Origin of the sequence: Bacillus sp. Marseille-Q3570 (assembly GCF_946151055.1) — a bacterium.
In the GTDB taxonomy this organism is placed as follows: Bacteria; Bacillota; Bacilli; order Bacillales; family Fictibacillaceae; genus Pseudalkalibacillus.
The window spans coordinates 45,705-58,316 of the sequence record NZ_CAMGYZ010000007.1 but is presented as its reverse complement, the minus strand read 5'-3'; the positions used below and the strand labels follow the sequence as shown (position 1 = coordinate 58,316).

General features: G+C 40.3%; 20 protein-coding genes. 5 read left to right on the top strand and 15 right to left on the bottom strand.

The genetic code is table 11. The annotated features are described in order from the left end of the window. Positions 1-7: 7 nt before the first annotated feature. The 3 genes from N8M93_RS12345 to N8M93_RS12335 are packed head-to-tail and all read right to left on the bottom strand — an operon-like array spanning position 8 to position 1,428. Positions 8-535 (bottom strand): hypothetical protein, encoded by a 528-nt coding sequence (locus N8M93_RS12345; protein WP_261132267.1) that lies wholly within the window; start codon positions 533-535, stop codon positions 8-10. Next, positions 532-1,086, bottom strand: a complete 555-nt coding sequence (locus tag N8M93_RS12340) for a DUF402 domain-containing protein (protein ID WP_261132265.1) — start codon at positions 1,084-1,086, stop codon at positions 532-534. Before N8M93_RS12340 ends, N8M93_RS12345 begins: the two co-directional genes overlap by 4 nt. An 18-nt stretch (positions 1,087-1,104) precedes the next feature. After that, positions 1,105-1,428, bottom strand: coding sequence for a hypothetical protein (locus N8M93_RS12335; RefSeq protein ID WP_261132263.1), 324 nt, complete (start codon positions 1,426-1,428; stop codon positions 1,105-1,107). A gap of 147 nt (positions 1,429-1,575) precedes the next feature. On the opposite strand from N8M93_RS12335, the gene N8M93_RS12330 reads away from it, so the two are divergent. Continuing rightward, on the top strand, positions 1,576-2,811 hold the full coding sequence (locus N8M93_RS12330; protein ID WP_261132261.1) for an aminopeptidase: 1,236 nt from the start codon (positions 1,576-1,578) through the stop codon (positions 2,809-2,811). 360 nt (positions 2,812-3,171) lie between these two features. Here the strand turns inward: N8M93_RS12330 and N8M93_RS12325 are convergent, their stop codons facing one another. From N8M93_RS12325 to N8M93_RS12290, 8 genes are all read right to left on the bottom strand, one after another. After that, positions 3,172-3,432: a VVA0879 family protein gene (locus tag N8M93_RS12325; protein ID WP_261132260.1), complete on the bottom strand. Its 261-nt coding sequence runs from the start codon at positions 3,430-3,432 to the stop codon at positions 3,172-3,174. Positions 3,433-3,973: 541 nt separating this feature from the next. Further along, complete coding sequence (locus tag N8M93_RS12320) at positions 3,974-4,546, bottom strand: competence protein ComK (protein ID WP_261132259.1); 573 nt, start codon at positions 4,544-4,546, stop codon at positions 3,974-3,976. Positions 4,547-5,001: 455 nt separating this feature from the next. Continuing rightward, positions 5,002-5,535 (bottom strand): GNAT family N-acetyltransferase, encoded by a 534-nt coding sequence (locus tag N8M93_RS12315; RefSeq protein WP_261132258.1) that lies wholly within the window; start codon positions 5,533-5,535, stop codon positions 5,002-5,004. A gap of 28 nt (positions 5,536-5,563) precedes the next feature. Further along, positions 5,564-6,436 (bottom strand): CPBP family intramembrane glutamic endopeptidase, encoded by an 873-nt coding sequence (locus tag N8M93_RS12310; protein ID WP_261132256.1) that lies wholly within the window; start codon positions 6,434-6,436, stop codon positions 5,564-5,566. Positions 6,437-6,473: 37 nt separating this feature from the next. Further along, positions 6,474-6,662, bottom strand: coding sequence for a hypothetical protein (locus N8M93_RS12305; protein WP_261132255.1), 189 nt, complete (start codon positions 6,660-6,662; stop codon positions 6,474-6,476). 333 nt (positions 6,663-6,995) lie between these two features. Further along, positions 6,996-7,217, bottom strand: a complete 222-nt coding sequence (locus N8M93_RS12300; protein ID WP_261132253.1) for a hypothetical protein — start codon at positions 7,215-7,217, stop codon at positions 6,996-6,998. 64 nt (positions 7,218-7,281) lie between these two features. Continuing rightward, positions 7,282-7,557, bottom strand: coding sequence for a hypothetical protein (locus N8M93_RS12295; RefSeq protein WP_261132252.1), 276 nt, complete (start codon positions 7,555-7,557; stop codon positions 7,282-7,284). Between the two features lie 156 nt (positions 7,558-7,713). Further along, entirely contained in the window at positions 7,714-7,812 is a 99-nt protein-coding gene (locus tag N8M93_RS12290; protein WP_221563517.1) for a putative holin-like toxin, read from the bottom strand. A gap of 342 nt (positions 7,813-8,154) precedes the next feature. Between N8M93_RS12290 and N8M93_RS12285 the strand changes: the two genes are divergently transcribed. Together N8M93_RS12285 and N8M93_RS12280 are read left to right on the top strand one after the other, a co-directional pair. Beyond that, positions 8,155-9,654, top strand: coding sequence for a flavin monoamine oxidase family protein (locus N8M93_RS12285; protein WP_261132249.1), 1,500 nt, complete (start codon positions 8,155-8,157; stop codon positions 9,652-9,654). Positions 9,655-9,935: 281 nt separating this feature from the next. Beyond that, positions 9,936-10,388, top strand: a complete 453-nt coding sequence (locus tag N8M93_RS12280) for a flavodoxin (protein WP_261132248.1) — start codon at positions 9,936-9,938, stop codon at positions 10,386-10,388. A gap of 28 nt (positions 10,389-10,416) precedes the next feature. On the opposite strand, the gene N8M93_RS12275 is transcribed toward N8M93_RS12280, so the two are convergent. The 4 genes from N8M93_RS12275 to N8M93_RS12260 are packed head-to-tail and all read right to left on the bottom strand — an operon-like array spanning position 10,417 to position 11,600. Next, positions 10,417-10,605 (bottom strand): hypothetical protein, encoded by a 189-nt coding sequence (locus N8M93_RS12275; RefSeq protein ID WP_261132246.1) that lies wholly within the window; start codon positions 10,603-10,605, stop codon positions 10,417-10,419. Continuing rightward, complete coding sequence (locus tag N8M93_RS12270) at positions 10,598-10,987, bottom strand: hypothetical protein (protein ID WP_261132245.1); 390 nt, start codon at positions 10,985-10,987, stop codon at positions 10,598-10,600. Before N8M93_RS12270 ends, N8M93_RS12275 begins: the two co-directional genes overlap by 8 nt. 3 nt (positions 10,988-10,990) lie before the next feature. After that, positions 10,991-11,131, bottom strand: coding sequence for a hypothetical protein (locus N8M93_RS12265; RefSeq protein WP_261132243.1), 141 nt, complete (start codon positions 11,129-11,131; stop codon positions 10,991-10,993). After that, positions 11,103-11,600, bottom strand: coding sequence for a DinB family protein (locus N8M93_RS12260; protein WP_261132241.1), 498 nt, complete (start codon positions 11,598-11,600; stop codon positions 11,103-11,105). Before N8M93_RS12260 ends, N8M93_RS12265 begins: the two co-directional genes overlap by 29 nt. A gap of 102 nt (positions 11,601-11,702) precedes the next feature. Between N8M93_RS12260 and N8M93_RS22810 the strand changes: the two genes are divergently transcribed. Beyond that, positions 11,703-12,086, top strand: coding sequence for a class I SAM-dependent methyltransferase (locus N8M93_RS22810; RefSeq protein ID WP_314728283.1), 384 nt, complete (start codon positions 11,703-11,705; stop codon positions 12,084-12,086). After that, complete coding sequence (locus N8M93_RS22805; protein ID WP_314728282.1) at positions 12,080-12,319, top strand: hypothetical protein; 240 nt, start codon at positions 12,080-12,082, stop codon at positions 12,317-12,319. Before N8M93_RS22810 ends, N8M93_RS22805 begins: the two co-directional genes overlap by 7 nt. Positions 12,320-12,612 lie beyond the last annotated feature (293 nt).

Genomic DNA, 12,612 nt, shown 5'->3' with positions numbered 1-12,612 from the left:
TCCTCCTCTATCTCAGTTCTCGTTCCATGAATTTCAAATACCAGGGATATTGTCGTCTGCTGAATGATGTTAAAAATGGCAGCTCGATCATCTCTTCTTGATTATTCCACTGCATTTTTATCTTCAAAGTACTGTGTGGACCTTTTTCATACAAATCGTATAAAAACGGTTCAACTGATTTTTGAGGGAGTTGGACGTACACCTTGCCATCATGAAGGTCAATCGTTTCAGTCACATCTGTCCCTTCAACAATATAGGTGAATTTTTTGGGCAGGTCACCGTTCTTATAGTTGATTACCATGATAGATTGTGGATCTGTATACATATCTTCATTGTGAAGAGTGACGGCGTAAAAGGTGATCTCCCAATTGTCACTTGGCTTTTCCGCGTAGTGCTCTTCCTCCCCTTTTTCAAACCCATAAACCTGACCACCAAAACTTTTCCCAAAGTGGAGAGTTACAGCAGGAAGGGAGATTGCTACAAGTAATACCGAAACAACCACACCGATTACACACCAAATCATTTTACGAGTCATGTTTTCACTTCTATTAGTTTCTGAAGTAATTTCATATGCACTTCAGCTTGATCGAGGATAGAAAACTCACCTTGCTTCCATTTGGAGAGGATATCATCCCGTTCACTTACGGCCAATTGATGGAGAGTTTGATTTATTGTCCCCTTTTCCAGTGCGTCCTTAAGTTCATGGTCATCTTTAAGAATGATCTCACCCGAAGGTAATACGACAATATCGAGGAATAGATCATCCATCCAGGGTACACCATTTTCATCCAGTCCGACTTCAGAGCAAATATCGATATACCATTGTATGATTTCGCCCTCTGCATCAAACATAGTCGTCACTGAATGATGCATGTGATCTGGAAACTGCTGAAGCCAACTATACCCTTTGTCTGCGATACAAAGCTCCAGCTCGCCATACTGTACATTTAACGGTTCTTTAATTTCATCCATTTTCAATAAGGTTATGTGTCCTTTAAACGATTCCGTATCAAGATAGTATTGAGCGTAACGTCTTTTCCTGATTCTCTCCCATTTTTTACGGTCCCCGGATTTCCTCTTCAGCAAAACCCTTCCTCCTTCACGCTACCTATTCACTTTCTGATAGACTGCCTGATTTCTAGATACTGAAAACTTGAAAACCGAGATTACAAGACAGATTAAGCTCAAAAACCAGAGCAGACCAGAGATTCCAATCAGTAATGCATTTTCCTCAGAAGCCATAACATGCAAATAACTTGTTGCAAGAGCTTTTGATAAAAAGAATATGGCAGCATAGTTTAAACAGATATGGATAAGAATCCAGACAAATGCGGATCGTTGTTTATTATCTTTTACCATCATCAATAAGATAACTGAAAATATTGCAGCCAGGGTCACAACATATCGTTTTTCTAGTAATCCAAACACAGTCGCTTCTAATGGCTCCGCTCACCCATCCTTTTTCTATATTGTACCATTTTTTGGTTTGTTACTGAGAAATTTTCCAATTTGCTGCCTCTTCCCTAACACCTTTCAACGAACTATGATAATATTTTCCTAGAGGAGGGATTTTTTATGAAAACGTTTGAGGAAAAGTTGGATCAATATGCTGAACTCGTTGTAAAAACCGGATTGAACATACAAGAAGGACAACGCTTGTTGATCCTTTCTCCGATTGAAGCAAAAGAGTTTACGCGCAAAGTTACAAAATATGCTTACGAAAACGGATGTAAGCGCGTATTTGTTGACTGGAAGGACACGGTAACTTCCCGTTTCCACTTGGAAGGTGCGTCTGAGGAAACATTGAAGAATGACCTGCCTCAGTGGGAAATTGACAAGTATAATAGTTTCTCAGAAAACAATGATTGCTTATTGAACATTACAGGAGACGATCCTAACGCTTATGGAGGAGTTTCACCAGAACGATTGATGTGGGTACAGAAGAACCGCGGCGAAAAGCTGCAAAACTTCTCAAAAGCACAGCTTAATGGTGATATTCACTGGGCAATCGCAGGAGTCCCAACAGCTGGCTGGGCGAAAAGTGTGTTCCCTGATAAAAGTGAAAGCGAAGCCATCGAAGCCCTTTGGGAAGCGATCTTCAAAACGGTCCGCATCGATCAGGAAGATCCAGTAGCCGCTTGGGAAGAACACGGTAAAGCACTTTCGGAAAAAGTAGATTACTTGAACGAAAAGCGTTTCAAAACTCTGCATTATAAATCCGAAGGTACAGATCTTACAATTGATTTGCATCCTGAACACCTATGGATTGGCGGCGGTCATGAATCGACTTTCAATACGTCATACATACCGAACCTTCCGACAGAAGAGGTATTCACAACACCACATAAAAATGGTGTGAACGGAACAGTTTCAAGTAAAAAACCTTTATCCGCTATGGGGAATCTCATCGATAACTTCAGCTTGACATTTGAGGATGGAAAGGTTGTGGATTTCAATGCGGAAAAGGGATATGACACGTTAAAACAATTACTTGAAATCGATGAGGGCATGAAGTTTCTGGGAGAGGTTGCTCTTGTACCATACGACTCGCCGATCTCAAACAGCGGAATCATTTTCAACAACACGCTCTATGATGAAAATGCATCCTGCCACCTTGCAATCGGAACTTCCATTACCATGTCTGTAAAAGATGTCGGCAAACTTTCTAAAGAGGAGCTGGAAGAACGCGGTGTCAACCAAAGCCGTGGTCATACCGACTTTATGATCGGGTCAGCTGACCTGGATATTGTTGCTGAGACAAACGACGGAGAGAAAGTACAACTATTCAAAGACGGAAACTGGGCGATCTAAGATCATTCTTTTACAAAGACAAAAACATGAATGCAGTTACAGATGTCGTAACAAACAACTTCAATTTAGAGGACATAGGAGGTCTTATTTGCCTCAAAATGACTTGTTTCTAAAAATTAGAGGACACCAGAGACCTTATTGAGGAAAAACGAAGGGAAATCACCTGGTTTTAACCTAAATAGCGGCATTTGTCCTCTAATTTTCCAAAACATCTTGTTTTGTCCCAGATAACGGAACAGATGTCCTCTAATTTTTGTTGCTGGCTTCCTTCTGCATTCAATATAATGTTCGTTGTTGACTTTCAAAAAAACGGGACTGCCGCCAGAGTTCAAGCTACAACTTCTGGTACAGTCCTTTTTTTTAAGCAAAATCGAATATCTCAACTTGCAGATCGCCATCCACTTCTATCAGTTTTCCTTGTCCGTTCGTTCCTTGCTTCGCTTCATGATGACAGTTCTGGCAATAGGAATAAGCCAGGTTCGGTGGATAACCAGCCCTTAAAATATCTTCTACTGATTGAATGCCAAAGCATTTGGAGCATTGAAAATTCCAAAATCGTTTTTCTCTTCCATACAAATGAATTCCGTGCATTTCCCATTCATGAATTGAAAATTTTTGCATTGCCACTTAACACCTTCCTCCACAATCCAATCTATTTTTTCATCAAATGTTTTAGAACAGTGCCATGGTCATGACGTCACCTTGAATGTTAATTGATCAATATGAATCATATATGACTGAAACCTATAGATTTGATTAACTTTTTATGAAGCCTCGTTCGCTTTTACTGTTAAAAATGTCGTAAATTTCGCATCATAAAGAAGCTAAAAAAGACAGCTACATAGTTTGCAGCTGTCATGATCCTTTCTTAATATTTTTGAGGCTACCCTCAACTAACAATCCGACCCCTAACCCTAATAAGGTTCCTGCTTGGACCTGGTCGATAAAGAAAACTTGGCAAAGCCGAGCCTAAGGCGTAGGCTGAGCCATTAGTTGCACTTATACTGAAGAAAGTATTTTTGTACTTTCTTTAAGTGAAATAAATACAAGGCCAATCCCTATCATTAATGCTCCTCCAATGATCAACTTCCCTTCACCCCTTATAGAACAAGTCTTCCTTCTATGTACGGATGGATTCTTCAAAAGTTTCAGTTAGAAAGGGTCAATTCAATTCGAGATGATCATGTGTAAACGTATATGCACCTGTTGATTCAAGAGCGACTAGTTGATCCAGGTTCATTGGATCACACGTTGACTGTCGATCCAATTGTTGTTGATTTACGAGATGACGATATTGTGCTGCCCTGTTGACTTTGGATTCCATGACCGCTTTCTTCACTTGTACCGGAACGGTTTTGTTGTTCGTCAACACAACCTGACAATGCTCTGTATGAAGTGGCAGGATTTCTTTCACATGACTATGAGCGATCCAAATACACGATTCACTCTTTGATGATTGAGTAGGAAAGAAAAAGATTCCTGCACGGTTACAGATCATGATCGGAACCATTCGACTGAACTTTGTTACATGGATGGCTCCTTCCACTCTACCTTGTAAACTCGAACCATAGTACAAGCAGCTGTCTTTCATGATTTCAATTGGTTTCTGCTCGACAATCAATTCTCTTTCGGCTTCGATCACCAGCGAATGCAGATTTCCAAAAGCATCAAAATGCGGCAAAATCACCATCGTTTCACCATTAATCAAATACTCTCCACCGTTCAGTTTCCCCATAAATAAATCCCCCCAAAGTAATGATATGTTTGAAGGTCTAAGGTGCAAAACCCGTTTACTCTATAATCCCCTTTCCTATTAGATAGGATTATAGTACCATATAATGTAAATTTTATGTATAGTTTTTTGAATTTTATTTATGATTTTAATATTTTATACATTTTGTTGTAGTTATGGATGATTCCGCCTGGAGAAAACGGTATCTTTGTGTGTATGGGAGTATGGTTCAGACCAATTTCTTTATTTTATCCTTTTCGTGAGCGAAGTTGGATCAATGTTCGGACAGTATGACGCTCTTTTCTTCGCTTCCTGTCCGAAGTTGGCTTGTGCTTTTCATCTCCTCTTGTCCGAAGATCGCGAAATCCCGGACAAAGTTTCTAGGATAAAGAAAACTTATTCGTTCTTTAAACGTAACAAAGAACTACTACAATCAAATTGATGTAGTAGTTCTTATTTCACCCTTTTAAATAGTCGCTCTGTAAAATACTCATGATATAGGAGTCTTGCCACTTACCATCATGGAATCGTGTTTCCCGAAGGTGCCCTTCAACCTGGAAGCCTATTTTTTCATACATTTTTATCGCATGTTCATTATCAGCAAAAACCCTGAGTGAAAGACGGTGCATGTTCATTTCTTTGAACACGTATTCCATCAAAAGCTCCATTGTTTCTTGACCAAAACCTTTCCCATGAAATTCAGGATTACAGATTGCAATGAAACATTCTGCATTTTTATGATAATGATTGATGTTGAATAAACCCACATAACCGATCGGCTCGTCAGCTTCAAGATGCATAATGATGTAATTTTTACGATTGTCAGCACGAAGCATTCCTTTCAGACTCTCTTCTACTTCATGAAAGGATAGTGAGTCGATGAACGGATTCACCAGTGGCGCGATTTCCATATCATTTTGCCATTTATAGTATATTGATACGTCCTCCATTTTCATTTTACGTAACCTGATTCGTTTCCCTTGAAACAACATTTAATCGACCTCTTCTCTTTATATAGCATCAGTTAGAACTTAAGTTCACTCCTTCAGTAGTTTCCATGCTTCTTTTGTCTTGTACGTTCAGCTTTTTTATTTGTGAAACAGCAAGCCAAATAAGAAAAAGCATAGATAAGAAGGCATAGATACCGAAATATTGACCGACTTGCTGGATTTCCATGATCGCTTCTGCCATGCTTGTTTCTGTTGAACCGCTATCAACCAAAAACCCTGAAAACGCTAGTAAATTATTCAATGCATGACATATGATCGGTACCCATATGTTTTTCGTCTGCAAATAGAAAATACTCAGGAAAACACCTAGGGTAAAATGACCGATCATCCCGCTATTCATATGGATCAAACTGAAAATCGCTGAGGAAACTACTATTCCCGCTACGTTTCCGTACTTGTAACGAAGCTTTTGCAGTAAAGTACCTCTGAACACTAGTTCTTCAACTACGGGTGCAATCAGTACGATTAAGAAAAACGAAGGGATCGATGTTGCTGATACGAACGACTGAGTCGTGTCACCGTCCTCCAACATATTAATCAGGAACTCCGGAAGTAAATAGGAAAATAAATAAAAAATGAAGGTTACGGCTGCTAGTGAAAAGGTCAGATGATAAATGGTGAAGAGTGCCTTTTTCCCTATTCCATTCGATTTTTGTATCGGTTTGAAGAGTCCTTTCACACTCATATCATGCTTACGAAAAGCTCTTTGCAACCATATGATCGCCACCCCATATAGGACATATTGGGAAACCGTGATAAAACCAGTCATTGATCCGCCAGTGTTTATTGAATATATAAAACCCGAAAAAATTAGAATTCCCATTGCTAAGATATACCATAATATCAAATACCGGAACTTGATTTGTGCAAAACGGTTGTCCATTTATGTGTACTCCAATCATCCTAATTTATTGTACAATCTAATCCTTCTGTTTCCTCCTAGATAGAATAGTGAGATACACCAAAGCGCTGGTCCCGAACATGCCAAATACAAGAGATATGTAATCAGTACCTGTATACGGATATAAATAGGCAAAACTGAAAACTTCACCTACTACCAAAAGTACAAGAAACAGCCATACCCAATATGTTGATAAGAACTTTTTCATAAACCCAACTCCTATGTAATAGGTATTACGATTTCAATTACTGGAGGTTTCACCAACTTACTTATATGTACCGCTCAATGCCCATTGATTATCTGGCTGAAATCGGTAGTTTTCACATCAATGACTCTCCAAGAATTCCATCCATTAAAAAGCAGCCCGACACAGCAAGCTACACTGATAAATACAAATTTTAATACTTTTACCAACCTGATTTCCTCCTTCTTCTTTCTATATATTTCTCTATCTTTATCGGATTGCCTTTTAATTTTTTTACAACTAGAAAAAGGACTGGTTCCCAGCCCTTCTGATCAATAATTTTCTGTAATCATCCGCCTATTTCATCCCTTTTCCTTTCGTCAGATGGCATGGCACTCCATTACCGACTGCTCCGGGCTTCGACATTCTTTCCATATAACTGATTCCCCGTGCGCATTGCGTTTTACAGGCTATACACGTCTCACTGGTCACCATTTTCATTGTATGTTCATACTTGTTAACGGTCGATTCATATCTTGACACTTTCTTGTTTGTCTTTTTGGCTGGTTTCTTGGCCATGCCTGAGCCCTCCTCTTAAAACGTTCCTACATCTTATGAAGGAGAGCCCACACGCGTCACCTATTTAACCAAAAAGCAGACTAATAAAAACAATGAAGGTCAATACGACAGATAGAGAAGCACTGAAAAAGATGGTAAGAATACTCCGGAAAGCTGCTTTCCAATTATCGATTGAAAACATCCCGATCACACCCAAAAAGAATGCTAACAGAGCAAGAGCAAGCATGAGCTGATAACCGATGGAGGGCTGAAACACTTGAAGGAAGAGTGATTGAGTCAAAAACAAACCGACACAGACAAACATAATCAAAAATGACCATACATTCAGGGTTCTACTCATAAGCTCTCTCCTTTTTTCAGATTGTTTATTACGTATTTTCTCCCTTGATCCCGCTCTTCCTTTAACAATCGATAGTAAAATTACGACATGTTCAAGCAAAAATGAGACAAAAAAAGAAAGACCTCAGCAGCAGGTCTCATAAAAACATAGCATTCATCATGTCAACGCGTTCAAAATCAAAATTGTGACTGTAATTACCCCAATCGTGTACATACCGAACTGCAGCATCAACCCGATTGCCTTCTCAGGTTCCATTCCCATTTCCCCTTTCGCTTTTTGACCTTCTCGATCATTGACGTCACAACTTTGTCTCTTTAGGAAATAGGATGTCTGAAATCAGCTTGTCTCAAACGGACTTTTTAAAAATTTTGCTCTTTTATTCTTAACGATTGCCTCTTTGCGAAGATCACTCCCTTTACACAGCGATTCGTAAGCTTCCTCGCTCGTTCCTCGCTGTGGGGTCTCGCCTGGCTCGATTTTCCCGTAGTAGTGTCGCAAATTTCGCCCAAATAATTTTTCACTAATCCCTTTCATACGTCCTATAGTAATATTCCTATTTTATGGTAAATAGACTTTTAAAGAAAAGGGGGGATTCGTATGGCCAAACGGTTTATTACATCTTTCTTAAGAGATGAACCTTCTTACCCTGATGAAATGTTATCCATCATCCGCAAAGGTCTTCCAGCCACTGCAAATCCAAAAAGAATCATTATCCTGGGGGCCGGGATGGCTGGTCTCGTTGCTGGTTCACTTTTGAAATCGGCCGGTCATCAAGTTGTCATCCTGGAAGGGAATGACCGGGTCGGCGGTAGGGTCTATACACTCCGCGAACCTTTCACAAGAGGGAATTACCTTGATGCAGGGGCGATGAGGATCCCGAATACACAACCATTGGTACTGGAATACATTGAAAAGTTCAAGCTGCCAGTCAACGAGTTCATCAACAGTACCCCGAACGACCTTCTTTATGTCAATAACGTACTGACGCGGAAAAAAGCGTATGAAGAAGACCCTGGAATCCTCCAGTTTCCTGTACAAGAAGCCTATGAAAATCAAACCGCATTTGCGATTTTCACCGAAGCGGTCGAACCCTTTTTCGAGTTATATCAAAGCGCGACACCTGCCGAACGGAAGAAGCTCAGAGAAAAATACGATCAGTACTCATTTGAAACATTCTTGAAAAATAATCCTTTCGGAAGATCCCTGAATACAGAAGAAATCCGTTTCATCCAGGTTCTATTAGGTATTGAAGGATTCCCCGAACTATCATTCAGCGATATCGTCACAGACATCGTCACGAACTTGTACAGTGCCGATCTGAAGTATTTTGAGATCAAGGGTGGTAACGACCGGTTGCCCTGGTCATTCATGCCTCAACTGGAACGAAATATATTCTTCCACCACCTGGTCGAAAGAATTAAACAATACTCCGATGGCGTCATCGTATCTGGCATTAATCCATTGACTGGTCAAAAACAAGAGGTAAGAGGCGATTATGTCATCACCACCATCCCATTTTCGATTTTCCAATTCGTCCGGGTTGAGCCGTATGAATCCATGTCTTTTTATAAAAGAGAAGCCATTGCTGAACTGAATTATGTCGCTTCGACCAAAATCGGTCTTGAATTCAAGCATAAGTTCTGGGAAAAGGAAAAGCTTTTCGGCGGAAGCCTGACTACTGATCTACCGACGCAATTCGCCTATTACCCAAGTCATGATATCGGCGTTCCAGGACCAGGCGTCATGCTCGGCAGTTACTCATGGGGAGATAACACTGCGTTGTGGGATGCGTTACCGGAAGGCAGGCGGATTTACGAAGCATTGAAAATCCTTTCCTATGTCCACGGACCAGTCGTATTCGAACAATTCCTTAATGGAACGTCCTTCAGCTGGGGACAAAATCAATTCTCCGGTGGATGTTTTACATTATTCAAACCATATCAATATACAGAGTTTGATGAAGTGATCAAAAAACCAGAAGGACGGATCCATTTCGCCGGGGAACACACCTCTTCTTTCCATGGCTGGATCGAAGGTGCAATTGAATCCGGTATTCGCGCAGCAGCAGAAGTCAATTCTCTAACACTCGAAGAATGATGCCCTACCTCTGTTCTGGTTTCCTACTTCTCTTAAACCAGATGACTTTCATAAAGACAAATATGTGCGGCTTTTCCGCTCGAGTGGTTGTATGAACCCTTCATACGGACAAATATGCAGGGTTTTTTCGCTTGAATTGTCGTATGAAGCATTCATAAAAAACTTGAGACGTTTTTATTATTCTCTTATTCCTGTTGACAATGAGAACGGTTCTCAATTATACTACAGATATTGATAATCATTCTCAGTTGATAAGTTTAAATCTAACAGGAGTGGTAGCTATGAAACGTGTATTGATTCTGTATGCAAGTATGTCAGGAAATACTGAAGAAATGGCCGACTTGATTGAACGTGGATCAGGTAGTGACAACATAGATATCGTGAAAAAACAAATCGATATTGATGACATCTCGGTAGATGAGTTGAGAACGTATGATGGGCTCTTATTAGGGTCCTATACGTGGGGGGATGGAGATCTTCCGGATGAGATGGAAGACTTTTATGATGACCTTGAGGATGTAGATTTATCAGGTAATCGTGCTGCAACATTCGGATCTTGTGACTCCATGTATCCCCAGTACGGTGCAGCAGTTGATATTTTACAGGACAAGCTGTCTGAACTTGGAGCAGAGATTGTACTAGAAGGGTTAAAAGTCGAACTGACACCGGAGGATGAGGATGAACAAGCGTGCCTGGAATTCGGAAAAAGATTTAAAGAGGCTTTGGACAAATGATCTGTATTGAATCATTATCGAGTTTAGTCTAATGAATCGCCCCATTGCTTATCATGATCATATAAACGATGAAAATAAAAGAAACAGTGACCCAAATGGTTGGACGAAGTGTTCTTTCGTCCTCCCTTACAATTTTTTTCGCTAATCTAATCAAATTGACTATGAAGATCGTACAGATCATTGATACAAAACCAAATAAAAATAATCCCTCAATCATGTGCGGTTCCTCCTGAATCTTGTTGTATTTCTTTTGGTAGTTCCCATAAATAATAGAGCTTCGAATAGAGCCTTGTCTCGATTGTTAATGTTTCGGTCCCACTTTCAAAAACCAAACCTGAGCCGAGTTGATCCTTGAAGGACCACCCTTTCTTTTGCAGCATTTCTTTTATGACATCATATCGGTGTACTCTCTTGTTTTTTGATATGTAACGGATATGGGTTTCCGTTTCAGCAAACTGTATGTAGTCTTTGTCTGATTGTTCTAATTTGATAATCGCCAAAAGAATCGGTATCGGATTCCCCTCTTGGAATCGTGCAGGTGAATAAATGACAATGAGTGTGAGGAGAAGAATGAGGCAAGTACCTAATCGTTTTTTCATGTTCTACTCCTCGTTTTTCTGTTTTAATCGTTGAATGGCTTCAAGAACTCCTGCATAAGGAATTAATTCCCCTGGGTATTCCACTTCCGTCCCTCCACCGATCGTTCCGTCACGGTCAATGAAAACTGCCTGGATTTTTGACATTGTGACCTTCTTCAAGGGTTAAGAAATCTTCAACTTGCTTTTTATGATGCAGGTCGTGTTCGCTCATCCCTTCAATATATCCCTTGATCGTTATCGGATTCTTACCAATCTTGAACGGAGCTTCCAGTTGCTCACGGGGCAAACCTTGAATGAAAAGACAGATCTCTTTTCGGGACTGGATGAACATTGAGATGAGCCCTTCCTTGCTTATCCCGGATCTTGCGAAGTCTGCAGCATTTTTGTTCATCTCCTCAACGTCTGCACTTTCGAAGGCGTTGCTTTCTAATTTTAATAGTCTTTCAGTATAGATGAATTGATCCCAAAAATAGAAGTGGCTGATGATTTCTCCTATCGACCATTTCCCTTCCTTAATTGGCTTAAGCCATAATTCACCTGGTGTACTACGTAAAGAACTGACCCACTCACACATTTCCTCGAATGTCGAAAGCCACTGTGGACGCATATTCATTTTGCCGCCTCCCTTATCATTTAAAGACATTCCACTCTCATATTACCAGATTACGGTAATGTAGTGTATATTGAAAAGTAGATGAAGAGTAGGAGAAATGCAATGAACAATTCATGGAACAAAATCATCTATAAAGCTGCGTCGCCAATCTATGATTCGATCTTCAATGATGGGATGTTCCGTAGAGCTCGTTTGAACGTGTTTGGTGATGCCCCTTTTCGTGATGGATCTACCGTTCTTTTTGTAGGAGTGGGGACTGGGGCTGATTTGGAGTTGATTGATCTTGACCATTTGGACATTACGGCTGTGGACTACTCGAGCGATATGTTGAAAAAGGCTGAGGCCAAATTCAAGGATAGTCACATCCTATTTTTAGAAATGGATGCCCAAAATCTATCTTTTAAAGAAGAGACATTTGATTATGTCGTATACTATCAGTCGTTCCGGATCCTGGCGCTAGTTTTCGAGAAATGGAACGCGTGCTGAACAAGAACGGTGAGTTGATCATTTTCGATAAATTCACCCCTCCTGATGGAAAGTTATCGTTCTGGAAAAGGTTGATCCGCCCCATCATTTCAGCACTCGGGACCGATATCGGCGTTGACTTTGAAAAAGTGTTTCAGAAAAATAACCTTACAATGATGAAAATAAAGGATAGGCCGGTCATGATGAATGGCATGTACCGTAAAATCGTGTTGAAGAAGCACTTGGAGCAATAGAATGGCATTCGCAAAAAAAATTGCACTCCCTTGAGGAAAAACCTCCAACTCTGAATCCTAACGGACATGAGAGCCGTTATTTGACTAAAATCATGGGCTCTTACAATCCTAACGGACACCAGGGACCTTATTATGCAAATATCATAGAATGTCAGGTGCTTTGTTCTCAAATAACGGCTGCGGTATCCGTTAAAATTCAGAAATACTAATTTTGTTCCCAAATAACGGCTCTAGTGTCCGTTAATCTTCACGTTCACCCTTTTACCAGATGAATAACGGCAAAAAGAACCGGC

Coding starts and splice junctions, on each gene's coding strand:
- N8M93_RS12345 (WP_261132267.1), bottom strand. CDS start 535: ATGACTCGTAAAATGATTTGGTGTGTAATCGGTGTGGTTGTTTCGGTA.
- N8M93_RS12330 (WP_261132261.1), top strand. CDS start 1,576: ATGAAAACGTTTGAGGAAAAGTTGGATCAATATGCTGAACTCGTTGTA.
- N8M93_RS12325 (WP_261132260.1), bottom strand. CDS start 3,432: ATGCAAAAATTTTCAATTCATGAATGGGAAATGCACGGAATTCATTTG.
- N8M93_RS12320 (WP_261132259.1), bottom strand. CDS start 4,546: ATGGGGAAACTGAACGGTGGAGAGTATTTGATTAATGGTGAAACGATG.
- N8M93_RS12315 (WP_261132258.1), bottom strand. CDS start 5,535: ATGTTGTTTCAAGGGAAACGAATCAGGTTACGTAAAATGAAAATGGAG.
- N8M93_RS12310 (WP_261132256.1), bottom strand. CDS start 6,436: ATGGACAACCGTTTTGCACAAATCAAGTTCCGGTATTTGATATTATGG.
- N8M93_RS12305 (WP_261132255.1), bottom strand. CDS start 6,662: ATGAAAAAGTTCTTATCAACATATTGGGTATGGCTGTTTCTTGTACTT.
- N8M93_RS12300 (WP_261132253.1), bottom strand. CDS start 7,217: ATGGCCAAGAAACCAGCCAAAAAGACAAACAAGAAAGTGTCAAGATAT.
- N8M93_RS12295 (WP_261132252.1), bottom strand. CDS start 7,557: ATGAGTAGAACCCTGAATGTATGGTCATTTTTGATTATGTTTGTCTGT.
- N8M93_RS12290 (WP_221563517.1), bottom strand. CDS start 7,812: ATGGAACCTGAGAAGGCAATCGGGTTGATGCTGCAGTTCGGTATGTAC.
- N8M93_RS12285 (WP_261132249.1), top strand. CDS start 8,155: ATGGCCAAACGGTTTATTACATCTTTCTTAAGAGATGAACCTTCTTAC.
- N8M93_RS12280 (WP_261132248.1), top strand. CDS start 9,936: ATGAAACGTGTATTGATTCTGTATGCAAGTATGTCAGGAAATACTGAA.
- N8M93_RS12275 (WP_261132246.1), bottom strand. CDS start 10,605: ATGATTGAGGGATTATTTTTATTTGGTTTTGTATCAATGATCTGTACG.
- N8M93_RS12270 (WP_261132245.1), bottom strand. CDS start 10,987: ATGAAAAAACGATTAGGTACTTGCCTCATTCTTCTCCTCACACTCATT.
- N8M93_RS12265 (WP_261132243.1), bottom strand. CDS start 11,131: ATGTCAAAAATCCAGGCAGTTTTCATTGACCGTGACGGAACGATCGGT.
- N8M93_RS12260 (WP_261132241.1), bottom strand. CDS start 11,600: ATGAATATGCGTCCACAGTGGCTTTCGACATTCGAGGAAATGTGTGAG.
- N8M93_RS22810 (WP_314728283.1), top strand. CDS start 11,703: ATGAACAATTCATGGAACAAAATCATCTATAAAGCTGCGTCGCCAATC.